This window comes from Streptomyces cyaneochromogenes (genome assembly GCF_003963535.1).
GTDB lineage: Bacteria > Actinomycetota > Actinomycetes > Streptomycetales > Streptomycetaceae > Streptomyces > Streptomyces shaanxiensis.
Genome location: NZ_CP034539.1, coordinates 4,037,082 through 4,060,472, shown reverse-complemented (window position 1 = coordinate 4,060,472; position 23,391 = coordinate 4,037,082). Strand labels below are relative to the sequence as shown.

Here is a 23,391-nt window from a genome sequence, read left to right as displayed (position 1 = left end):
TCTGTGTGACTGCCGAGGTTTTCCACAGGGAGTTATCCACAGGGGTGGCCGGTCGGCTCGGGCATTGGCACAGTGGTGGGCATGCGGGGGTGGTGGCAGGACCTCACCGACCTGGTGCTGCCGGCCGAGTGCGGCGGCTGTGGAAGGTCTCGCACCGTGCTCTGCCCGGAGTGCCGTGCCGTCCTTGGCGGGGCCGTACCGAGCCGGGTGCGACCAGTGCCGGAGCCTTCCGGGCTGCCGGTCGTGCACGCGGCGGCCCGGTACGCGGACGAGGTGCGGGCGGCGCTGCTGGCTCACAAGGAGCGCGGGGCGCTGGCGCTCGCCGCGCCGCTCGGGACGGCTCTGGCGGGGGCTGTACGGGCGGGGCTGCGGGAGGCCTGCGCGGGTGGCGGTGTGGGGCGGTTCGGGAGTGCTGGTGCGCCTGTGCTGCTCGTACCTGTTCCGTCCGCGCGCGGGGCTGTGCGGGCGCGGGGGCATGATCCGGCGCGGCGGATCGCGCTCGCGGCGGCGGGAGAGCTGCGGCGGGCCGGTATGCCGACGCGGGTGCTCGCCGTGCTGCGGCAGCGGCGTGCGGTGGCCGATCAGTCGGGGCTCAACTCCCGGCAGAGGCTGGACAATCTCGCGGGCGCGCTGGCGCTGGCTCCCGGGGGCGGCCGGCTGCTCGCCGGTGGTCCGGTCGTGCTCGTCGACGACCTGATGACGACGGGTGCGTCCCTGGCGGAGGCGGCGCGTGCCGTGCGGGCGGCTTTGACGGAGGGAGGGAGCGTATACGGCGGAACGCCGGCGGAGGCGGACGCGTATGAACGGGTGGCCGCGGAGTTCGGTGCGCGGGGCGACAGCACAACCGCTGTGTACACGGCGGGAAGTCGGGAAAGCACAGGGGAACGGAGTGCTGGATCAACGGAGGGCGTCGTGCGGCGGGCGGGCAAGAACCCGGGAATCATGGGTTCCGGACAGTCCGGTGACCTGATGTGCGCGGCCGTGGTCGCAGCGACACCGGATTCTTTCGAGATAAACCGGAACTGACCGCGAAGTTGCATCGTTGCAGGTAACGAGAGGGTCAATTCACCTGAACGGAGGTACGCCGCAGTAGAGGGTGACGACATCCGTCCGGGCGAGATATGTTCGGTTGTGAGGGAAAGGCGCAGGCCATCCCTGTCATATCCGAATGCCGGGCTGCGGGTTTTACGCATTGACTCGCGGCCATGGGGTGGAGATCTTGCCCATGGGGGAGGAGGAGGTGGAAGTCACCGAGTCCGAGGTTCCGGGGCTCACCGGAGCCTGGTGCAAAAGGGAGATGCTCCGCCGATGGAGCGGGGCGATCCGGGAACGGAGTTCTGCGTGGACATCGTCGTCAAGGGCCGCAAGACCGAGGTGCCCGAGCGGTTCCGCAAGCACGTGGCCGAGAAGCTGAAGCTGGAGAAAATCCAGAGGCTCGATGCCAAGGTGATCAGCCTCGACGTCGAGGTGTCCAAGGAGCCCAACCCCCGACAGGCCGACCGCAGCGATCGAGTGGAGATCACGCTCCGCTCCCGCGGTCCGGTGATCCGGGCGGAGGCAGCGGCCAGCGATCCGTACGCGGCGCTCGACCTGGCGGCGGAGAAGCTGGATGCCCGGCTGCGCAAGCAGCACGACAAGCGTTTCTCACGCCGAGGCGCACGCCGACTCACGGCGGCCGAGGTCCCTGACCACGTTCCGGGCGTGGCGACGCTGAACGGGAACGGCCACACCTTCCAGACGGAAGAACCGGACGGCATTCCCACCAAGAAGATCGGCTCGCTGGAAGTGAAGGGCGAAGGCCCTCTCGTCGTACGCGAGAAGACGCACGTCGCCTCCCCGATGACCCTCGACCAGGCCCTCTACGAGATGGAGCTGGTCGGGCACGACTTCTACCTGTTCGTCGACTCCGAGACCAAGGAACCGAGTGTCGTCTACCGGCGGCACGCCTACGACTACGGCGTCATCCACCTCAGCACCGACCCGATGGTCACCCAGGCGCAGGCTCCCGCGGCAGGTGGCACGCTGGGCGGCTGACCCATCCGGCTGACAGCTGAGCCGGTGCCCCTGGAGCGCGCGTGCGCCCCCAGGGGCACCGGTGTGCGACCACTTCGCGCCCCGCTCGTCACCGTAGTGTCGGACGGGCATGAAATCATGGCCGCACCGGCCCAACCGGTGGGCCGCTGCCTTGGGTTGGCGATGGCAAAGGACCAGCCACAGCCTTCAGGGGGAGGAACGATGGCGGACAGCTTCGGACCGATGCGGGACGACGATGCCGACGGTGATGTCGTCGGCATGGGCTCGAACGCGGGCTCTTCACGCAAGGAACCGATCAGAGTCCTCGTCGTGGACGACCATGCCCTCTTCCGTCGTGGACTGGAGATCGTGCTCGCCGCCGAGGAGGACATCCAGGTCGTGGGGGAGGCGGGCGACGGCGCTGAGGCCGTCGACAAGGCCGCGGACCTGCTGCCGGACATCGTCCTGATGGACGTCCGGATGCCCAAGCGGGGCGGGATCGAGGCCTGCACCTCCATCAAGGAGGTGGCCCCCAGCGCGAAGATCATCATGCTGACGATCAGTGATGAGGAGGCCGACCTCTACGACGCGATCAAGGCGGGCGCGACCGGTTATCTCCTCAAGGAGATCTCCACGGACGAGGTGGCCACAGCCATCCGCGCGGTGGCCGACGGGCAGTCGCAGATCAGCCCGTCCATGGCGTCGAAGCTGCTCACCGAGTTCAAGTCGATGATCCAGCGGACGGACGAGCGTCGGCTCGTGCCCGCGCCACGGCTGACGGACCGCGAGCTGGAGGTCCTCAAGCTCGTTGCCACCGGGATGAACAACCGCGATATCGCGAAGGAGTTGTTCATCTCCGAGAACACCGTGAAGAACCATGTGCGCAACATCCTGGAGAAGCTGCAGCTGCACTCCAGGATGGAGGCCGTGGTGTACGCGATGCGGGAGAAGATCCTCGAGATCCGGTGACCGCGGGAGCGCTCAGGCGGTGGCGCGGGTGAGTTCCCGCACCAGGGGCTCACGCAGCTCCGGCGCGTCCACCCGTTCCACGCGTACGTCCGTGCAGTCCACCCAGCCGGCCGCCTCGATCAGGGCCTGGGCCACCGCGGGGACCGCCTTCGGGCCTTCCAGGGTGACCTGCTTGGCCACCAGCGTGTGGCCGTCACGGGCCGGGTCCACGCGGCCGACGAGATGGCCGCCGGCCAGGACGGGCATCGCGAAGTAGCCGTGGACCCGCTTCTGCCTGGGGACGTACGCCTCCAGCCGGTGGGTGAAGCCGAAGATCCGCTCCGTACGTGCTCGTTCCCAGATCAGCGAGTCGAACGGAGACAGGAGCGTCGTACGGTGGCGGCCGCGCGGCGGGGTTTCGAGGGCCGCCGGGTCGGCCCAGGCAGGCTTGCCCCAGCCCTCCACCGTGACCGGGACCAGGCCCGAGTCGGCGATCACCGCGTCCACCTGTTCGCCCTTGAGACGGTGGTAGTCGGCGATGTCCGCGCGGGTGCCGACGCCCAGGGACTGGCCGGCCAGGCGGACCAGGCGGCGCAGGCACTCGGTGTCGTCCAGTTCGTCGTGCAGCAGTGCCTCCGGGATGGCGCGTTCGGCGAGGTCGTACACGCGCTTCCAGCCGCGGCGCTCGACGCAGACCACCTCGCCGTACATCAGGGCGCGTTCGACGGCGACCTTCGCGCCCGACCAGTCCCACCACTCGCTGGTTCTCTTCGCGCCGCCCAGTTCGGTTGCGGTGAGGGGGCCCTCCGAGCGGAGCTGTTTGATCACCTGGTCGTAGGTGCCGTCGGGGAGGTCGTGGTTCCAGTGGGGGCGGCTGCGGTAGGCGCGGCGGCGGAAGGCGAAGTGGGGCCACTCCTCGACGGGGAGGATGCAGGCGGCGTGGGACCAGTACTCGAAGGCGTGCGGTGCGGACGGCGCGCCCTCGGACGCAGTCGTCCAGTACGCCTTCTCGACCGTCTTGCGGCCCACCGCGCCCAGGCGGGCGTACGGGATGAGTTCGTGGGAGCGGGCCAGGACCGAGATGGTGTCGAGCTGGACCGCGCCGAGGTGACGGAGTATGCCGCGGACGCCGGACCTGCGGTTGGGCGTGCCGAGGAAGCCCTGGGCTCTCAGCGCGATGCGGCGGGCTTCGTCTGCCGAGAGGTTGGTAGTGGGGCGCGGGGTCGTCATGGGATCGGACGATAAAGGGTGGCACTGACAATGCGGGGTGAGCTGGGGGTTTGGGAGGAGTACCCCTCCACGGGCGTGGGGTCAGGGACGGCTGGGCCCGGCTTTCCGGGGCGGGGCGGGCAGGTAGGGCGCCGTTGACGGGAGTCCCAGGTCCGACGGGAGGAAGGAACCCACCCAGCAGTCGCGGCGTACGCCCTGGTGCACGATCGCGGAGCGGAGGGTGCCCTCCAGGGTGAAGCCGGTGCGTTCCGCCACCGCGCGGGAGGGGGCGTTGCCGACCTCCGCGCGCCATTCCACGCGGTCGATCGCCATGTGGCTGAAGGCCCAGCGGGAAGCGGCGAGGACCGCCTCGGTGATGTAGCCGTTGCCGCGGTGCTCCTTCGTGCCCCAGAAACCGATCTCGGCGTCGCTCATGGAACGCATCGTCAGGCCGAGCATCCCCACCAGGTCCTCCCCTTCGGGGAGGAAGAGGCCCCACGTGAACATCGAACCGTTGTGCCAGCCCTCCGGGACCAGTTGGTGCGTGAAGCTGTGGGCGTGTTCGTACAGGTAAGGGGAGGGGATCGTGGTCCAGCGCAGGATGTCGGGGTCCTGGACGGCCTCGTACACGGCATCGGTGTCCTTTGGGCCGACCGTGCGCATGAGGAGGCGGTCCGTGGTGAGCGTGACGGGTTCCATCGGCCGATTCTGCTCGGGGCCCGACGGGAGCGCCATTCTTTATGCGCTGCGTGAACCATGCGGTGTGTGAGCGTGTGATCGCGTTTCGCACAATTCGTTGGCGGATCGCGGCACCATCCGCGACCCCCGGCCGTTGTCCCCTTTGACGGAGATTTGAAGCGGCGGATCACCGTCGCCCCCGGCAGGCTCCCGGCACGGCGGGGTCCTCGCATACGATGGCCGTTGCTCAGACAAGTCAAATGGAAACCGACCGTCCCAGGCCCGACCGGCAAGGAGACCAACCCCCGTGTCCGTCCTCTCGAAGATCATGCGTGCAGGCGAAGGCAAGATCCTGCGCAAGCTGCACCGCATCGCGGACCAGGTCAACTCCATCGAAGAGGACTTCGCTGACCTCTCCGACGCCGAGCTGCGGGCCCTCACCGATGAGTACAAGCAGCGCTACGCCGATGGTGAGAGCCTGGACGACCTGCTGCCCGAGGCCTTCGCCACCGTTCGCGAGGCCGCCAAGCGTGTCCTCGGCCAGCGCCACTACGACGTGCAGATCATGGGTGGCGCGGCCCTCCACCTCGGCTACGTGGCCGAGATGAAGACCGGTGAGGGCAAGACGCTCGTCGGCACCCTGCCCGCGTATCTGAACGCGCTGGCCGGCAAGGGCGTCCACCTGATCACGGTCAACGACTACCTGGCCGAGCGCGACTCGGAGATGATGGGCCGCGTCCACAAGTTCCTGGGCCTGGAAGTCGGTTGCATCCTCGCCAACATGACGCCGGCCCAGCGTCGCGAGCAGTACGCCTGCGACATCACGTACGGCACGAACAACGAGTTCGGCTTCGACTACCTGCGCGACAACATGGCGTGGTCCAAGGACGAACTCGTCCAGCGCGGCCACAACTTCGCCATCGTCGACGAGGTCGACTCCATCCTCGTCGACGAGGCCCGTACGCCGCTGATCATCTCCGGCCCGGCCGACCAGGCCACCAAGTGGTACGGCGACTTCGCCAAGCTGGTCACGCGCCTGAAGAAGGGCGAGGCCGGCAACCCCCTCAAGGGCCTCGAGGAGACCGGCGACTACGACGTCGACGAGAAGAAGCGCACGGTCGCCATCCACGAGGCCGGTGTCTCCAAGGTCGAGGACTGGCTGGGCATCGACAACCTGTACGAGTCGGTGAACACGCCTCTGGTGGGCTACCTGAACAACGCCATCAAGGCCAAGGAACTGTTCAAGAAGGACAAGGACTACGTCGTCATCGACGGCGAGGTCATGATCGTCGACGAGCACACCGGCCGTATCCTCGCCGGCCGCCGCTACAACGAGGGCATGCACCAGGCGATCGAGGCGAAGGAAGGGGTGGACATCAAGGACGAGAACCAGACGCTCGCCACGATCACCCTGCAGAACTTCTTCCGCCTCTACAAGCGCCAGGACCACGACGGCAAGGAAGTCCCCGGCCTCTCCGGCATGACCGGTACGGCGATGACCGAGGCCGCCGAGTTCCACCAGATCTACAAGCTCGGCGTCGTCCCGATCCCGACCAACAGGCCGATGATCCGCAAGGACCAGTCGGACCTGATCTACCGCACCGAGGTCGCCAAGTTCGAGGCGGTCGTCGACGACATCGTCGAGAAGCACGAGAAGGGGCAGCCGATCCTCGTCGGTACGACGTCGGTCGAGAAGTCCGAGTACCTCTCGCAGCAGCTCAGCAAGCGCGGCGTTCAGCACGAGGTGCTGAACGCCAAGCAGCACGACCGGGAGGCGATCATCGTCGCCCAGGCCGGCCGCAAGGGCGCCGTGACCGTGGCCACCAACATGGCCGGCCGTGGTACCGACATCAAGCTCGGCGGCAACCCCGAGGACCTCGCCGAGGCCGAGCTGCGCCAGCGCGGCCTCGACCCCGAGGAGCACATCGAGGAGTGGGCCCACGCCCTGCCCGCGGCCCTGGAGCGGGCCGAGCAGGCGGTCAAGGCGGAGTTCGAGGAGGTTAAGGCCCTCGGCGGTCTCTACGTCCTCGGCACCGAGCGGCACGAGTCGCGTCGTATCGACAACCAGCTGCGTGGTCGTTCCGGCCGTCAGGGTGACCCCGGAGAGTCCCGCTTCTACCTGTCGCTCGGCGACGACCTGATGCGCCTGTTCAAGGCCCAGATGGTCGAGCGCGTGATGTCGATGGCGAACGTCCCGGACGACGTGCCGATCGAGAACAAGATGGTCACGCGCGCGATCGCGTCCGCCCAGTCGCAGGTCGAGCAGCAGAACTTCGAGACCCGTAAGAACGTCCTGAAGTACGACGAGGTCCTCAACCGCCAGCGTGAGGTCATCTACGGCGAGCGCCGCCGCGTCCTGGAGGGCGAGGACCTGCACGAGCAGGTGCAGCACTTCATGGACGACACGATCGACGCGTACGTCGCCGCGGAGACCGCCGAGGGCTTCGCCGAGGAGTGGGACCTGGACCGGCTGTGGGGCGCCTTCAAGCAGCTCTACCCGGTGAAGGTCACCGTCGAGGAGCTGGAGGAGGCGGCCGGTGACCGTGCCGGTCTCACCGCCGAGTTCATCGCCGAGTCCATCAAGGACGACATCCACGCGCAGTACGAGGAGCGCGAGGCGCAGCTCGGCTCCGAGATCATGCGTGAGCTGGAGCGCCGGGTCGTGCTGTCGGTCCTGGACCGCAAGTGGCGCGAGCACCTCTACGAGATGGACTACCTCCAGGAGGGCATCGGCCTGCGCGCGATGGCGCAGAAGGACCCGCTGGTCGAGTACCAGCGCGAGGGCTTCGACATGTTCACCGCGATGATGGAGGGCATCAAGGAGGAGTCCGTCGGCTACCTGTTCAACCTGGAGGTCCAGGTCGAGCAGCAGGTCGAGGAGGTCCCGGTCGAGGACGCCAAGCCGGTGGCCGACCTCGAGAAGAAGGACGCGGTGCCGGCGCAGGCGGGCGCCCGTCCCGAGATCCGCGCCAAGGGGCTCGAGGCTCCGCGCCGCCCTGACCGGCTGCACTTCACCGCGCCCAAGGTCGACGGCGAGGGTGACATCGTCGAGGGCGACTTCGACAACGGCGACGAGCCGGTGCGTTCCGAGGCCGACGGCCTCACGCGCGCGGAGCGGCGCAAGCAGTCGCGTGGTGGGCGGCGCCGTAAGAAGTAGCGCCGGCTGGGGCGGCGCCAGGTAGATAGCGCCGTCGAGCGGACAGTGGCGGTGCCTGGGGCGCCGTAGTGGCTGGAAGGGCCGGGTCTCCTTTGGGGACCCGGCCCTTCGGCTTGGGCGGTCCGAGGCGGGTGTCTGTCGGCGTTTTGGGCGGTCCGTGGGACGTGGTTGGCCGGCGCCTGCGGGCGAGGCCGTGTGGGGGCTTCTCGGCGACTGTGGAAGAGACCGTGTGGTGGCTTGTCCCGGTCCGTGGGCCAGGCCGTGTGGGGGCTTGTTGTCGTCCGTGGACGCGCTCGCGTCGTGGGTTGTTCGGCGTTTGCGGGCCGGCCCGGGGGCGGGGTTGTGGCGTCGTATGTGGACGAGCCTGTGCAGTGGTCTGGCCTCGCTGTGGACGAGGCCGACGGTCAGTCGTCGTCCGTGTGCGGCCTGCGTGGGCCGCCCAGTTCCACGGCCGTGCAGCGCCAGCGGAGGTCTCCGCCCCGTTCCAGGCGGAACGCCATGGCACGCAGCTGGTCGCCGGCGCCGATGCGCGCGAAGGCCTCGAGGGCGCCCGGGCGGGGTTCGAAGTAGCCGATGTCGCGGACGACGGGGCGGGTGCCGCGGGTGCGCAGGGGGCTGCGTTCCGCCAGCCAGGCGAGTTCGTCGTAGGCGCGGCCTGCGGTGTGGCGGAGCATCGAGTGGACGGGGCGCTGGCCGCTCAGGACCAGGAGCAGGCGGTCGGCGAAGACATCGGTGGGGCGGGGGTGGGGAACGGCGGGCCTGAGGAGGGGGGTTTCGCTTGCAGGGGTGTAGTCCTCCGTGGGGGTCGGGATGCTTGTCGGCGCTACTGCCGGTGGTCGGGACGGGGCCGTTGAGAGGCTGCTGGACCCCAGGGCGGGGGTGGTCGGCGGACGGTTGTCCGTGGGCCGGGTGCGGGGGTGAGTGCCCGGCGTGGTCGACGAGCCGGGTGGGCGGCTGTCGGGGGATGTCGTGCGGGGCGTGCCGCCGCTCGGGGTGCGGGGTGGGGTGCTTGCGGGGCGGCGGGTGTCGCGGCGGGTCGGTGGGCGGGTGCCGGGGCGGTGCTGGGTCCTGGTCATGACCTTGTTCATGGAGTCCCCGTTCGGTGGGCCCGGGAGATACCGGGCAGTAACTTCGCGGTCGGTGATCTTGTACGGGGTTCTGGGCGCCGACGGCAAGAAAGCGCGAGCCCGGATCGGGCGGCAGGAAACTTCACTTATCCGGGTGATCGAGAGGCCCTGAAGGCCGTGATGGCGGGGCTGCACCGGGTGAGTTTCCGGACCGGAGTGGACGCCGTACGAGGCGGTGGTGGGGACTCGAAAGGGGACGCGCGCACGTATCCTGAAGGCCCTCCGGGAGGTGCGGGATCCGGCCTTCCGGGCCCTTGCGGAGTCTCACGAACACGAAAGCGGTCGGCCATGCGCGTCTACGTCCCCCTGACCCTCCCCGGCCTCGCCGAGGCGTACAAGACGGGCGAGTTGGGGACCGGGCCGCTCGTCGCGTACGCCGTCACGCCCGCGTTGCGCGAGTGGTACGTCTCCGACGACATCGAGGAGTTGGAGTACGCGGCGCTGAACCGGGCCGCGCTGGCCTCGCTGCGGCTGCTGGCGGCGGACGCCGGGGCGGTGCGTCGGCGGGTCGTGGTCGCGGTGGACGTGCCCGACGGGGCGGCGGTCGCCGACCCCGACCGGGGGCTGGATCCGTCCGCGCTGGGTGAGGTGCGCATCGCCGGGGGTGTGGCGATGGCCAAGGCGGCCTCGGTGCATGTCGACTCGGACGACGCGGAGGCGGACGTGACGGCGGCCGCGGAGGCGCTTGCGGCGGCGGACGGTGGGGACGACGACGCGCAGTTCGTGGTGGACGGGGCCGAGGATCACGAGTTGCTGTGGTACGCGACTCAGGAGATTCCGAGTCTGGTCGGGCTGGGGGACTGAGGCCGGGGCCGGACGGGCCCGTGAAAGGACGGGCCCGTGCCGGATGGGCCTGCGCCGGATGGGCCTGCGCCGGATGGAGGCGGATGCCTCGTTGACCTGCTGTTCTCATGATTGTCAGTGGGGGCGGGTACGGTTTTTGGCATGGGGAAGCTGGTAGGGGCGCACATCGTCTGGGACTGGAACGGGACGCTGTTCCACGACAATGACGCGATCATCGGAGCGACGAACGCGGCGTTCGCCGAACTGGGGCTCGAGGCGATCACGATGGAGCAGTACCGGACGCTGTACTGCGTGCCGGTGCCGAAGTTCTACGAGCGGCTGCTCGGGCGGCTGCCGACCGACGCCGAGTGGGAGGTCATGGACGAGACCTTCCACCGGTACTACACCGAGCACCGGGTGACGTGCGGGCTCACTGAGGGCGTGGCCGAGCTGCTCGTGGAGTGGCGGTCGGCGGGACGTAGTCAGTCGATCCTCAGCATGTACGGGCATGACGAACTCGTCCCGCTGGTGCGGGGGTTCGGGATCGAGGAGCACTTCATACGCGTCGACGGGCGGACCGGGCCGTCCGGGGGCAGCAAGGCCGAGCACATGGTGCGGCACATCGGGGCGCTCGCGAGTGTGGATCCCGCTCGCACGGTGGTGATCGGGGACGCGGCCGACGATGCGGTGGCAGCGCTGCATGTGGGGGCGCGGGCCGTGCTCTACACCGGGGGGTCGCACAGCCGGGCGAGCCTGGAGGAAGTGGGGGTGCCGGTGGTGGACACGTTGGGGGAGGCGGTCGCGGAGGCGGAGCGGTTGGCGGCGTAGCGGGGTTTTTGGGCAGGACCGGGCTCGTCGGGCAGGGGCCCCCAAGGCTTGGGCGCGCGCAGCGGGTACCCCTGGCGGACGTCGTGCCGTGGCGGCGGCACGACGTCCGCAGCTCCGGCCGGTGCGGGTCGGCGGTGGCGCAGGTGTCAGGTCACCGGTGCCTTCGCCCGTAGCACCGTCAGGAACTCGCGCATCCAGCCGGAGTGGTCCGGCCAGGCGCGGGAGGAGACCAGGGTGCCGTCGACCACTGCCTCGGCGTCCTGGAAGGTGGCGCCGGCGGCCTGCATGTCCAGTTCCAGGGCGGGGTACGCCGTGACGCGGCGGCCGCGGAGGCTGTCGGTCGCGGCGGTGAGCAGGGGGCCGTGGCAGATCTGGGCGACGGGTTTGTCGGCGTCGAAGAACGACTTGAGGATCTTGCGGAGTTCGGGGTCGTTGCGGAGGTACTCGGGGGCGCGGCCGCCGGGGATGACTACGGCTGCGTAGTCGCCGGGGTCGACCTCGGAGAAGGCGAGGTCGGCGGGCCAGGTGTAGCCGGGTTTCTCGGTGTAGGTGTCGAAGCCGGGTTCGAAGTCATGGACGACGAATTGGAGCTTCTTGCGGGTGGGAGCCGCGATGTGGACCTCGTAGCCCTCCTCGCGGAGGCGCTGGTAAGGGTAGAGGACCTCCAGTGACTCTGCGGCGTCGCCGGTGACGATGAGGATTTTCGCTGTCATGTCGGGTGCGCTCCTGTTGTTGGCCGTGGTCTGCGGCTCCGTCGGGGCGGGCTTACTGGGCAACGTGCCTCGGGGTGGGGGGATTGCCAAGGGGGCTTGCGGCTGTGGGGGCGCCGGGGCTGTGGGTTTCGGTGGCCGGTGTTTCGCTGGGTGCCCGGCGTTGTAGCTGGGGTCGGGGCGTTGCGCGGCCCGGCGTTGCGGGGGTGCCGCTGCGCCCACCCGTGCCGCCCCAGCGGCACGACTGCCCGCAGCTACGCCGGCGGGTAGTGGCTACGTCGGCGGGAGTGGCTACGCCGGCAGGGAGTAGCTACGCCACCGGGGAATCGTTCGCCGCTGCCGCTGCCGCTGCCGCTGCCGCTGCCGCTGCCGCTGCCGCTGCCGCTGCCGCTGCCGCTGCCGCTGCCGCTGCCGCTGCCGCTGCCGCTGCCGCTGCCGCTGCCGCTGCCGCTGCCGCTGCCGCTGCCGCTGCCGCTGCCGCTGCCGCTGCCGCTGCCGCTGCCGCTGCCGCTGCCGCTGCCGATCCCCATCGGGTTGTCGGGGTGTGTGGGGTTGCTCGGCGGGTTGGGGTGGCGGCTGTTTTTGGACACGGCTTGCCCTCGGTTGGCCTGGATTCCGCTCCGTCCCGTCGGTCCATGCGCCACCGCTGCCCTGTGCCCCGGCCCCTCCAGCCTCCCCCTCCGTGCCCGGCACCGCCAGTTACGCCCTGCCCGCCCCCTTTGCCCCTGTGCAGAACGTCAAAGTTCCACCCCTGGTTTTGTACACATACGGCTCATGACGGGGCCCCTGTAAGGAGCGATAGCCTTAGTGGCGTGATCAGCGCGATAGCTCGCGGGGGCACTGGTGCCCCTGCCCTGCGCCCGGACAGCACGGACGACATCCGTGACCGGGCGGCGGTCGCTGGTCTTCGCGGGCGGGAGGGGGCCGTAAAGGCTCCCGGGACGTCAATCAGACCCTGGGCCCGGACGTCGCAGAGAGCGGCATCACACCCTGTGGGTAGCTCAAAATTGGCTCATATAACCCCGCTCGTCTCACCTCGCGGCATAGCGTCGAAGCAGACCGGACACCCCGCGTCGCGGCGTTACACCGGAGGGGAAGAGACCGTACTTCCTTCTACGTCACGCAACGGCGCGCGACAGGAGCCAGAGGACAATGCAGACCAAGCTGGACGAAGCCAAGGCCGAGCTGCTCGAGAGGGCCGCCCGGGTAGCTGAGAACAGCCCGGTCGGGGGGTATCTACCGACCGGGACGACGGACGAGAGCACGGCCGGCACCCCGGACCACGACGTCGTGCTCGCGTTCCTCCAGCGCTACTACCTGCACACCGCACCGGAGGACCTCACCGACCGCGACCCGGTCGACATCTTCGGTGCCGCCTTCTCGCACTACCGTCTGGCCGAGAACCGCCCCCAGGGCACGGCCAACGTGCGGGTGCACACGCCCACCGTGGAAGAGAACGGGTGGACCTGCAGCCACTCCGTCGTCGAAGTCGTCACCGACGACATGCCCTTCCTCGTCGATTCCGTGACCAACGAGCTGACCCGGCAGGGGCGTGGGATCCACGTCGTCATCCACCCGCAGGTCTTCGTCCGCCGCGATCTCACCGGCAAGCTCATCGAGGTGCTCACCGCGCCGCCCACCGGCGAGCTGCCGCACGACACGCACGCCGAGTCCTGGATCCACGTCGAGATCGACCGCGAGACCGACCGCGCCGATCTGAAGCAGATCACCGCCGACCTGCTGCGTGTCCTGTCCGACGTCCGTGAGGCCGTCGAGGACTGGAGCAAGATGCGGGACCTGGCCATGCGTATGGCCGACGAGCTGCCCCAGGAGCCCCATTCCGACCTGCGCGAGCAGGAGTTCGAGGAGGCCCGCGAGCTGCTGCGCTGGCTGGCCGACGACCACTTCACCTTCCTCGGCTACCGCGAGTACGAGCTGCGGGAAGACGACTCGCTGGCCGCCGTGCCGGGCACCGGGCTCGGTATCCTGCGCGCCGACCCGCACCACTCCGAGACCGACAGCCACCCTGTCAGCCCGTCCTTCGAGCGGCTGCCCGCCGACGCCCGCGCCAAGGCCCGCGAGCACAAGCTCCTCATCCTCACCAAGGCCAACAGCCGGGCGACCGTGCACCGTCCGTCGTATCTCGACTACGTCGGGGTGAAGAAGTTCGACGAGAACGGCGAGGTCGTCGGCGAGCGGCGGTTCCTGGGACTGTTCTCCTCCGCCGCCTACACCGAGTCCGTCCGCCGCGTGCCCGTCGTGCGACGCAAGGTCGACGATGTGCTGAAGGCCGCCGGGTTCTCGCCCAACAGCCACGACGGGCGCGACCTGCTGCAGATCCTGGAGACGTACCCGCGCGACGAGCTCTTCCAGACCCCGGTCCCCGAGCTCCAGCGCATCGCGACCTCCGTCCTCTACCTCCAGGAGCGCAGGAGGCTGCGCCTCTACCTCCGCCAGGACGAGTACGGCCGCTACTACTCCGCCCTCGTCTACCTCCCGCGCGACCGGTACACCACCGGCGTGCGCCTGCGGATCATCGACATCCTGAAGGAGGAGCTCGGCGGCACCAGCGTCGACTTCACCGCCTGGAACACCGAGTCGATCCTCTCCCGGCTGCACTTCGTCGTCCGGGTTCCGCAGGGCACCGAACTGCCGGAGCTCAGCGACAGCGACAAGGAGCGCATCGAGGCGCGCCTCGTCGAGGCCGCGCGCTCCTGGGCCGACGGCTTCTCCGACGCGCTGAACGCCGAACTCGGCGAGGAGCGCGCCGCCGAGCTGCTGCGCCGCTACTCCAACGCCTTCCCCGAGGGCTACAAGGCCGACCACGGCCCGCGCTCCGCTGTCTCCGACCTCGTCCACCTCGAACAGCTCACCGAGGAGAACAACTTCTCGCTGAGCCTGTACGAGCCGGTCGGCGCCGCCCCGGAGGAGCGCCGGTTCAAGATCTACCGCAAGGGCCCGGCCATCTCGCTGTCCGCCGTCCTGCCGGTCCTCAACCGGCTCGGCGTCGAGGTCGTGGACGAGCGGCCGTACGAACTGCGCTGCTCCGACCGCAGCGTCGCCTGGATCTACGACTTCGGTCTGCGCATGCCCAAGTCGGCGGGTGCCGGTGACTATCTCGGCGACGACGCGCGCGAGCGGTTCTCGGAGGCGTTCGCCGCGACCTGGACCGGCAAGGCGGAGAACGACGGCTTCAACGCCCTCGTGCTGAGCGCCGGGCTGACCTGGCGGCAGGCCACGGTGCTGCGGGCGTACGCGAAGTACCTGCGCCAGGCGGGCTCCACCTTCAGCCAGGACTACATGGAGGACACCCTCCGCCACAACGTCCACACCACCCGCCTCCTGGTCTCCCTGTTCGAGGCGCGGATGTCCCCGGACCGTCAGCGCGCGGGCCGCGAGATCGTGGACGCGCTGCTCGAAGAGGTCGACGCGGCGCTCGACCAGGTGGCGAGCCTGGACGAGGACCGGATCCTGCGGTCCTTCCTGACCGTGATCAAGGCGACCCTGCGGACGAACTTCTTCCAGGAGGCGGGCGGCGGCCTGCCGCACGACTACGTCTCCATGAAGTTCGACCCGCAGGCCATCCCCGACCTGCCGGCACCGCGCCCGGCGTACGAGATCTGGGTCTACTCGCCGCGCGTCGAGGGCGTGCACCTGCGCTTCGGCAAGGTCGCGCGAGGCGGTCTGCGCTGGTCCGACCGGCGTGAGGACTTCCGTACCGAGATCCTCGGCCTGGTCAAGGCGCAGATGGTGAAGAACACCGTGATCGTGCCGGTCGGCGCCAAGGGCGGCTTCGTCGCCAAGCAGCTGCCGGACCCGAGCGTGGACCGGGACGCATGGCTGGCCGAGGGCGTGGCGAGCTACAAGACCTTCATCTCGGCGCTCCTCGACATCACCGACAACATGGTGGCGGGCGAGGTCGTGCCCCCGGCCGACGTCGTACGGCACGACGAGGACGACACCTACCTCGTCGTCGCCGCCGACAAGGGCACCGCGACCTTCTCCGACATCGCCAACGGGGTCGCCGAGCAGTACAACTTCTGGCTCGGGGACGCCTTCGCCTCCGGTGGTTCGGCGGGCTACGACCACAAGGGCATGGGCATCACCGCCCGGGGCGCCTGGGAGTCGGTCAAGCGGCACTTCCGCGAGCTGGGCGTGGACACGCAGACCGAGGACTTCACGGTCGTCGGCATCGGTGACATGTCCGGTGACGTGTTCGGCAACGGCATGCTGCTCAGCGAGCACATCCGCCTGGTCGCCGCCTTCGACCACCGGCACATCTTCATCGACCCGGTCCCGGACGCGGCCACCTCGTACGCCGAGCGCCGCCGCCTGTTCGAGCTGCCCCGCTCCAGCTGGGAGGAGTACAACACCGAGCTGCTGTCGGCCGGTGGCGGGATCTTCCCGCGCAGCGCCAAGTCCATCCCGGTCAACGCGCACATCCGCGAGGCCCTCGGTATCGAGGGCAAGGTATCCAAGATGACGCCGGCCGATCTGATGAAGGCCATCCTCAAGGCGCCGGTGGACCTGCTGTGGAACGGCGGCATCGGTACGTATGTGAAGGCCTCGACCGAGACGCAGGCCGACGTCGGCGACAAGGCCAACGACGTCATCCGCGTCGACGGCGCCGACCTGCGCGTCAAGGTCGTCGGCGAGGGCGGCAACCTGGGCCTGACCCAGCTCGGCCGGATCGAGTTCGCGCGGCACGGCGGCAAGATCAACACCGATGCCATCGACAACAGCGCGGGCGTCGACACCTCCGACCACGAGGTGAACATCAAGATCCTGCTCAACGGCCTGGTCGCCGAGGGCGACATGACCGTCAAGCAGCGCAACAAGCTGCTCGCCGAGATGACCGACGAGGTCGGCCGCCTGGTCCTGCGCAACAACTACGCGCAGAACACGGCGATCGCCAACGCCCTCGCCCAGTCCAAGGACATGCTCCACGCCCAGCAGCGCTTCATGAAGCACCTGGTCAGGGAGGGCCACCTGGACCGGGCGCTGGAGTTCCTGCCCACCGACCGCCAGATCCGCGAACGCCTCGGCACCGGCCACGGCCTGACCGGCCCGGAGACGGCCGTCCTGCTGGCGTACACCAAGATCACGGTCGCCGACGAGCTGCTGCACACCTCGCTGCCGGACGACCCGTACCTGAGCACCCTGCTGCACGCGTACTTCCCGACGGCGCTGCGCGAGCAGTTCCCGGAGCATCTCGTCAGCCACCCGCTGCGCCGTGAGATCACCACGACCGTGCTGGTCAACGACACGGTCAACACGGGCGGTACGACGTATCTGCACCGGCTGCGCGAGGAGACCGGCGCCTCGCTGGAGGAGATCGTCCGGGCGCAGACCGTGGCCCGCGCGATCTTCCGCTCGGCGGCGGTGTGGGACGCGGTCGAGGCACTCGACAACAAGGTCGAGGCCGCGGTCCAGACCCGGATCCGGCTGCACTCGCGCCGCCTCGTCGAGCGCGGCACGCGCTGGCTGCTCAACAACCGGCCGCAGCCGCTGGAGCTCGCCGACACCATCGACTTCTTCGCCGAGCGGGTCGAGCAGGTCTGGTCGCAGCTGCCGAAGCTGCTCAAGGGCGCGGACCTGGAGTGGTACCAGCAGATCTACGACGAGCTGACCGGCGTCGGCGTCCCGGCCGAACTGGCCACGCGCGTGGCCGGTTTCTCCTCGGCCTTCCCGACGCTGGACATCGTGTCCGTGGCCGACCGCATGGGCAAGGACGCGATGGACGTCGCCGAGGTCTACTACGACCTCGCCGACCGCCTCAACATCACCCAGCTCATGGACCGCATCATCGAGCTGCCCCGCGCGGACCGCTGGCAGTCCATGGCCCGCGCCTCCATCCGCGAGGACCTCTACGCCGCCCACGCGGCCCTGACCTCGGACATCCTGGCGGCCGGCAACGGCACCGCGACGCCCGAGCAGCGGTTCGCGGCGTGGGAGCAGAAGAACACGGCGATTCTGGGGCGGGCGCGTACGACGCTGGAGGACATCCAGGGGTCGGAGGCCTTCGACCTGGCCAATCTGTCGGTGGCCATGCGGACCATGCGGACGTTGCTGCGGCAGCATTCGTAGGCCGAATGCCGTAAGTCGCAAAGAGCCGTGCCGGCTCGTTGAGTCGTACGTGCGTCAGGGCGCCCCGGACTGTGACAGTCCGGGGCGCTCGTGCATTTGGGGCAAAACGGGAATTATCGTGCTCGCGTGAGCATGATCCGGGCCGCGCTGCGGAGAACGACGGGCGTTCCTCAGGTCGCCGCCGGGCTGGTCGTCCTGCTGCTCGTCCTCGTGATCGTCCGGCTGCCGTGGGCCGGTGACCTCGGTGTGCACGCGGCGACCGTGCAGCGTCTGCGGCACAGCCTCGTCGATCCCGGCAATCCGCTGGTCGACGCGGACACACCGAGTCCGTACTACTCGCCGTGGATGCTGGTGCTCGGGTGTGTCGCGCGGGTGACGGGGTTCTCCGTCTTCGTCGTGCTGCGGATCGGTGCGCTGGTCGGGCTGGGGCTGCTGGTCAGCGGTGTGTGGCGGTATGTGCGAACGCTGAGCGCGCATCGGGCCGCGCCCGCGCTTGCCGTGCTGTGTCTGGTGTTCCTGTGGGGGACCTCGCTGTTCACGTGGAGCGGGTTTCTGGGGCTGAACTCGCTGGCGTTGACGGTGTCGTATCCGAGTGTGTTCGCGTTGGGGCTGACCTTTCACTTCTGGGCCTGGTTGGCGGGGGCGGTGCGGGGGCGCGGGCGAGTGTCGGTGCGGGCGGTGGAGGGGTGGAAGGGGTGGGGGACGTGGGTCGGGCTCGGGGTGCTTTGGGCGGCGATTCTGCTCTGCCATCAGTTCTCGGGGGTGGTGGCTTCTTTGGGGGCGCTGGCCGTTGTCGTCGCCGCGCGGCCGGGGTGGGGGGTGTGGCTGCGGCTGGCGGGTGGGCTGGTGGTGGGGGTCGGGGTGCTGTGGGTTTGGCCGTACTACGACTTCTTCGCCTTGTTCGGGGCGGGGGGCGATCTGGAGGCGGTGCATCGAGGGCTGTACCGGGATCTGGTCGGGAGGTACTGGCTGGTGCTGGTCGGGGTGGGGGCGCTGGCGGTGCGGTGGGTGCGGGATCGGTGGGATCCGTTGGTGCTGCTCTTTGTGCTGGGGGTGGTGGTTGTGGGGGTGGGTGGGGTGAGTGGGCACTACTCGTGGGGGCGGGCGTTGCCCGCGGTGGTGATTCCGGCGCAGATCGCTGCCGCGTTGGGGGTGCTTGAGGCGGGGGCGCGCGTGGGCGTGGGTGTGCGGGCTGGGGTCTTGCGGTGGCGTGGGGTGGGGGCGGGGGTGCTGGCCGGGGCGTTGCTCGTGGGGGCGTGGACGCAGGTCGGGGCCGTTGGGTACGTCGTTCCGCGTGCTGTGCTGCCGGAGGTGGTTGCGGGGAAGTACCGGGCGCCGTGGGTGGGGTATCAGTGGGTCACGCCGTGGGTGAGGTACGGGGACGTGGTCATGGCGCGGACCATGCCGGCTCGGCAGATTCCGGCGTACGGGGCCTACACCGTGGCGCCTGGGTATCCCGACTTCTTCCTGCCGGATGAGGGGCGGCGGGAGGCGGCTGTGCGGCGGTACTTCGCGGTGGGGACGTCGGGGGGTGTGCGGCGGGGGATCGTGGAGGCGTATCGGGTGCGGTGGGTTGTGGATCGGGGGGTCGGTGGGGTGGGTGGGGTGCGGGATTCGGGGGTGCGGGTGGTGACCTGGGGGCCGGGTGGGCAGGTGCTGTATGAGGTGGTGCGGTGAGGGATTTTCCTCGCCCCCGCCGCCCCTACCCGTCCCGTCCCTGGGGGCTGCCGCCCTCAGACCCCCGCTTCGGCCCCAAGGGCCTCGTCCTCAAACGCCGGACGGGCTGACTTTGCCTGGGCCGGCGTCCAGCGGTTGTCGCCGCTCAAAGGCCTGCCGGCCTACCGCAGCGCGCTCCGTACCAGCCGGGCTGCCTTCCGTACCCTCGGCCGCGCCAGGCGCCGTACCACCGGGCGTACCAGCCTCGCCGTCACGCCCACCGGCTCCCACCGCACCTGGAGGCGGCCGGGGCCCCGGCCCTCGGGCTCGATGGTTACGTGGTGGGGGGCCGTGGCGGAGTGGTAGTTGATGCGGGTGGTGAAGGTGGGGAAGGTCAGGGGGGCCAGGAGTACGGCCGTGTGGCGGAGGCCCTGGTGCTCGATGCGGAGCAGGGGGTGGCGGACGCCTGTGAAGCCGTGGTGGGGGACGGGGGCCGTGGTCAGGTCCAGGTGGACGTGGCCCTCGAAGACGCCGGGGCGGACGGGGGTCAGGCGGAAGGGGGTGATGAGGCGGCGTCGGCCTGGGGTGAGGAGGAGGCTTGCGCGCTGGGGGCCGACCGGGAGGCGCAGGCCGGGGTCGTAGGTCCGGATCGTCAGGTCGACCGAGGCGCCGGGGCCCCGGGTGAGTTCCGTGATCTCGTGGCGGAACTGGGCGCTTCGGAACGGGCGGGTGTCCAACTCCAGGTCGGCAACGTTCAGTTCGCGGCGGGACCAGTCCGAGGGAGGGAGGACGGAACCCCAGTACGTGTTGCCCTCCGCGTCCTGGCTCACCTGCCGGGGTGCCACCGCGCGGCCCAGGCCCCTTGCCGCCAGCCGGGCCTCGGGGAAGCGGCGCTCGCGGATCAGTTGCAGGACCACTCGTTCCGTGCGCGGCAGTCTGGCGTAGGCGGAGGGGGAGAGGGTTTCCAGGTAGGGGGTCATGATGTCCGCGAAGGAACTCAGCCATCGCTCGTCGCGGTACGGCAGGTCCCCGGCGTACATCCGGAAGTCGTGCTTGAGGAACTTGTAGTCCTTGTCCTCGCGCAGCGCCCCGTGCCCGCTCTCGGCGAGGAAGCCGTCGATGAGGTGCTGGACCCGGACGCGGTCGCGGACGTTGTCGAGTCTGTCGCGCTGGTTGGAGATCGATGCCGCGTCCGTGGCCGCGAAAGGCGCGATGTGCCAGCGGTACACCGGGTCCGGGATGATCGTGAACTCCTTGGCCAGGCAGTACGCCTGCGCCGTGAACAATTGGTCCTCGTAGTGGATGCCCTCGGGGAAGCGCAGGTCGTGGCGGTCCAGGAAGGCGCGGGCGTACATCTTGCTCGTCGACAGGTGCTCGAAGAGCAGCCGGGGTTCGGACTCGATGCCGACCACCGTGCGGGCCTCCGCGACCAGGTGCGGCATCCACTTCGTACGGCGGCCGCTGTCCTCCCGGACCCGCACCACCGCGCCCATAGCGAAGTCGATCTCCCGCTCGCGGTGGGCCGACAGGAGCAGTTCCACCGCGTTGTCGGTGAGTTCGTCGTCGCTGTCCAGGAACATCACGTACGGAGCTCGGGCGATGTCCAGGGCACGGTTGCGTGGGGCGCTGCAACCGCCGCTGTTCCGCGGCAGGCGCAGGTAGCGGATACGGGGGTCCTCGGACGCCAACGCCCGCGCCACTTCGGGCGTTCCGTCCGTCGAGTGGTCGTCGCTGATCACGATCTCGAGGGTGGCGTGGGTCTGGCGGCGTACCGATTCCACTGCCCGGCGGAGGCGTTCCGCGTCGTTGTAGACGATGACCGTGACCGTGACGTCCGGGGTGTCCTGGGTGTCCGGGGACGTGAGTTCGAGGGTCATGCCGTCTCCCGGGGGCTCGGTGCCGGGGTGCGTTCCTCCAGCGGGGTCACCGGTGGCAGGGCGTCCTCGTTCTCGCCCAGGAACACCCGGCGTACGACCCGTTCGGCGGCGTGTCCGTCGTCGTACTCGCAGAAGCGGCGGCGGAAGGCCGCCCGCGCCTTCGTCGCGCCCTCGTCGTGCCAGGCCTCGGTGGTGAGGATCTCGGTCAGTTCCTGTTGAGTGCGGGCCACCTGGCCCGGGGGCTCGGCCATCAGGTCGAAGTAGACGCCGCGGGTGGAGCGGTAGGTCTCCCAGTCGTCGGCGTGGATGACGATCGGGCGGTCGAGGTTGGCGTAGTCGAACATGATGGACGAGTAGTCCGTGACCAGGGCATCCGCGGCCAGGGCCAGGTCCTCGACCGGGTCGTACGCGGACACGTCGATGATCCGGCCCGTGCGGCGCAGGGCGGTCAGGGGGGAGTTCAGGGGGGATGGTGTGCCGTCGTAGAAATAGTGGCCGCGGACCAGGAGGACCGTGTCCTCTCCCAATCGCTCGGCGAGGGTGGCGAGGTCGAGGCGGGGGGTCCAGCCGGCCTCGTAGTCGCGGTGGGTGGGGGCGTAGAGGATGGCGCGGTGGGTCGGGGGGATGCCCAGGCGGTCGCGGACGGCGCGGATGTCGGCCGCGGTGGCCGTGTAGTAGACGTCGTTGCGGGGGTAGCCGTAGTCGAGGGAGACGAAGCGGGAGGGGTACGCGCGTTCCCACATGCGGGTGGTGTGGCTGTTCGCGGAGACGCTGTAGTCCCACTTGTCGATACGGGACAGCAGAGCCTGGAAGTCGAGGCCCTTGGCCGCCGCCGGGAACTCCATCTGGTCCACGCCCATGCGCTTGAGCGGGGTGCCGTGGTGGGTCTGGAGGTGGACCGCGTCCGGGCGTTTCACGATCGCGTTGGGGAAGTTGACGTTGTTGACCAGGTACTTCGCCGTCGCCAGCACCTCGCGGTAGCGGCGCGTGCCGGGGAGCACATGGTCTGTGTGAGGTGGGAGGAGGGGGGCGTTCTCCGGGGTCACCACCCACACCGGGTGGATCTGCGGGGCGAGTTCGGTGAGCTTGGCCGCGATCGCCGCCGGGTTGCAGGCGACCCCGCGGTTCCAGTACGCCGCGAAGACGGCCAGGTTGGGGTCGACCGGGCGGGACAGCGCCTTGCGGTAGTGGCGGTCACCCAGGGCGGCGGTGACCTGGTGCCCGCGGGTTCGTACGGCCGACTTCGCGGCGCGGCGGGCTCGGTTGGCGGCCTGGAAGGCGCGGTACCTGGTGTACGCGTTCTCTTCGAGGAGGGCCCGGCGGATGCCCTCGGGGCCGGCGGGGCGGCGGTGCTCGGGCGGGCGGTGGCGGACGGCCGCTTCGGCGGCTCGGCGGAAGAACTCCCTGGCCACCGGGTCCGGCATGGTCGTGCGGGCGAAGGTGCGCAGGCAGTCGTGGACCATCACGTCGTACAGGACGGAGTGGGTTGTGGAGGGGCGTGCGGGGCGGGTCGTGGCGTGCGTCGCCAAGTGGGCTGTGGGGCGGGGTGCCGTGGTGCTGTTCTCGGTGAGGGTGAGGAGCGTCTCGTAGCGGTCGACGAGGGTGTAGTGGTCCTCGGGGGTGACTGGGGGGAGGCTCTCGGGGCGCAACTCGTGGTGTTCGTACGCAACTTGGTTCAAGGCGGCGACGCGGTCGGCGAGGAGGAGGGCGGCGTAGGCCGCGAACGGCTCGTCGGGGGTGGTGAGTCGGTGCTCGTGCGCCTGCCAGAAGGAGGTGCGCAGCGCGCGGTTGCCCAGGAGCGGGGTGACGCGCAGTGCGGTGCGGGCGATGTCGTCGAGGAGGTGGGCGGCGCGGCCCGCGCGGGCCAGGAGGGGGCCGTCCTCGGAGGGGAGGCCGGAGGTGTCCCAGGTGGAGCGGACGTGGTCGAAGAGGAGGACGTCCGCGTCGTCCGGCAGCTCCGCGGCGCGCTCGGCCACCATGCGCGGGGCGCCGGCGGGCAGGCCGTCCTTGGTGTGCACGAAGTGCAGCCAGCGGCCGGAGGCCCGGGCGGCGCCCGCCGACCGGGCCGCGGCGTCGTCCGTGCCGTCCGGCAGGGGCAGCACCAGCATCTCGGGGGCGTACGCCCGGGCCGTCTCCTGAGCCCAGGCGCCGACCGCGGCCACGATCACCTCGACGTCGGGGTGCGGGTGCGCGGCAAGGGAGGCGAGGAGTCCGGTCAGGCGGTCCTGGGTGTTGGGCCCGTGGACGATGACGGTGAGTTCGGGCATCGCGGGGACGGGCATCGCGGGGACTCCTTCACCTGCTCCATCGCGCCGGGC

At 69.9% G+C, this 23,391-nt stretch carries 15 protein-coding genes; 8 read left to right on the top strand and 7 right to left on the bottom strand.

The genetic code is table 11. The features are described from left to right. Positions 1-81: 81 nt before the first annotated feature. The 3 genes from EJ357_RS18110 (at position 82) to EJ357_RS18095 (ending at position 2,982) form a co-directional block, all read left to right on the top strand. Positions 82-1,026, top strand: a complete 945-nt coding sequence (locus tag EJ357_RS18110; protein WP_126392669.1) for a ComF family protein — start codon at positions 82-84, stop codon at positions 1,024-1,026. A 315-nt stretch (positions 1,027-1,341) separates the two neighbouring features. After that, positions 1,342-2,034: a ribosome hibernation-promoting factor, HPF/YfiA family gene (gene hpf, locus EJ357_RS18100; protein ID WP_407698495.1), complete on the top strand. Its 693-nt coding sequence runs from the start codon at positions 1,342-1,344 to the stop codon at positions 2,032-2,034. A 201-nt stretch (positions 2,035-2,235) separates the two neighbouring features. Further along, positions 2,236-2,982 (top strand): response regulator, encoded by a 747-nt coding sequence (locus EJ357_RS18095; RefSeq protein WP_126392666.1) that lies wholly within the window; start codon positions 2,236-2,238, stop codon positions 2,980-2,982. A gap of 12 nt (positions 2,983-2,994) precedes the next feature. On the opposite strand, the gene EJ357_RS18090 is transcribed toward EJ357_RS18095, so the two are convergent. After that, positions 2,995-4,191 carry a winged helix-turn-helix domain-containing protein gene (locus EJ357_RS18090; protein ID WP_126392665.1) on the bottom strand — a complete coding sequence of 399 codons (1,197 nt, stop codon included), beginning with the start codon at positions 4,189-4,191 and terminating at the stop codon, positions 2,995-2,997. Positions 4,192-4,272: 81 nt separating this feature from the next. Continuing rightward, positions 4,273-4,869, bottom strand: coding sequence for a GNAT family N-acetyltransferase (locus EJ357_RS18085; RefSeq protein WP_126392664.1), 597 nt, complete (start codon positions 4,867-4,869; stop codon positions 4,273-4,275). A gap of 286 nt (positions 4,870-5,155) precedes the next feature. Here EJ357_RS18085 and secA point away from each other — a divergent pair, with 286 nt between their 5' ends. Next, on the top strand, positions 5,156-8,005 hold the full coding sequence (gene secA / locus EJ357_RS18080) for a preprotein translocase subunit SecA (RefSeq protein WP_126392663.1): 2,850 nt from the start codon (positions 5,156-5,158) through the stop codon (positions 8,003-8,005). A gap of 404 nt (positions 8,006-8,409) precedes the next feature. Here secA and EJ357_RS18075 read toward each other — a convergent pair whose 3' ends face one another. Continuing rightward, complete coding sequence (locus tag EJ357_RS18075; protein ID WP_126392662.1) at positions 8,410-9,093, bottom strand: Rv3235 family protein; 684 nt, start codon at positions 9,091-9,093, stop codon at positions 8,410-8,412. A 327-nt stretch (positions 9,094-9,420) separates the two neighbouring features. Between EJ357_RS18075 and EJ357_RS18070 the strand changes: the two genes are divergently transcribed. Further along, positions 9,421-9,936, top strand: coding sequence for a DUF6912 family protein (locus tag EJ357_RS18070; protein ID WP_126392661.1), 516 nt, complete (start codon positions 9,421-9,423; stop codon positions 9,934-9,936). Positions 9,937-10,077: 141 nt separating this feature from the next. Further along, the gene (locus EJ357_RS18065; protein ID WP_126392660.1) at positions 10,078-10,743 is read left to right on the top strand and encodes an HAD family hydrolase; all 666 of its coding nucleotides are present in this window, start codon (positions 10,078-10,080) and stop codon (positions 10,741-10,743) included. Positions 10,744-10,889: 146 nt separating this feature from the next. On the opposite strand, the gene EJ357_RS18060 is transcribed toward EJ357_RS18065, so the two are convergent. After that, on the bottom strand, positions 10,890-11,456 hold the full coding sequence (locus EJ357_RS18060; RefSeq protein ID WP_126392659.1) for a DJ-1/PfpI family protein: 567 nt from the start codon (positions 11,454-11,456) through the stop codon (positions 10,890-10,892). A gap of 251 nt (positions 11,457-11,707) precedes the next feature. Further along, positions 11,708-12,043 carry a hypothetical protein gene (locus EJ357_RS48325; RefSeq protein ID WP_175647427.1) on the bottom strand — a complete coding sequence of 112 codons (336 nt, stop codon included), beginning with the start codon at positions 12,041-12,043 and terminating at the stop codon, positions 11,708-11,710. A gap of 562 nt (positions 12,044-12,605) precedes the next feature. On the opposite strand from EJ357_RS48325, the gene EJ357_RS18045 reads away from it, so the two are divergent. Together EJ357_RS18045 and EJ357_RS18040 are read left to right on the top strand one after the other, a co-directional pair. After that, positions 12,606-17,540 (top strand): NAD-glutamate dehydrogenase, encoded by a 4,935-nt coding sequence (locus EJ357_RS18045; RefSeq protein ID WP_126392657.1) that lies wholly within the window; start codon positions 12,606-12,608, stop codon positions 17,538-17,540. 132 nt (positions 17,541-17,672) lie between these two features. Then, entirely contained in the window at positions 17,673-19,217 is a 1,545-nt protein-coding gene (locus EJ357_RS18040; protein ID WP_126399607.1) for a hypothetical protein, read from the top strand. A 161-nt stretch (positions 19,218-19,378) separates the two neighbouring features. Here the strand turns inward: EJ357_RS18040 and EJ357_RS18035 are convergent, their stop codons facing one another. Both EJ357_RS18035 and EJ357_RS18030 read right to left on the bottom strand, forming a co-directional pair. After that, positions 19,379-21,073: a glycosyltransferase family 2 protein gene (locus EJ357_RS18035; RefSeq protein WP_126392656.1), complete on the bottom strand. Its 1,695-nt coding sequence runs from the start codon at positions 21,071-21,073 to the stop codon at positions 19,379-19,381. Then, positions 21,070-23,340: a CDP-glycerol glycerophosphotransferase family protein gene (locus EJ357_RS18030; protein WP_126399604.1), complete on the bottom strand. Its 2,271-nt coding sequence runs from the start codon at positions 23,338-23,340 to the stop codon at positions 21,070-21,072. The genes EJ357_RS18035 and EJ357_RS18030 overlap by 4 nt, the downstream gene beginning before the upstream one ends. Positions 23,341-23,391: the final 51 nt, after the last annotated feature.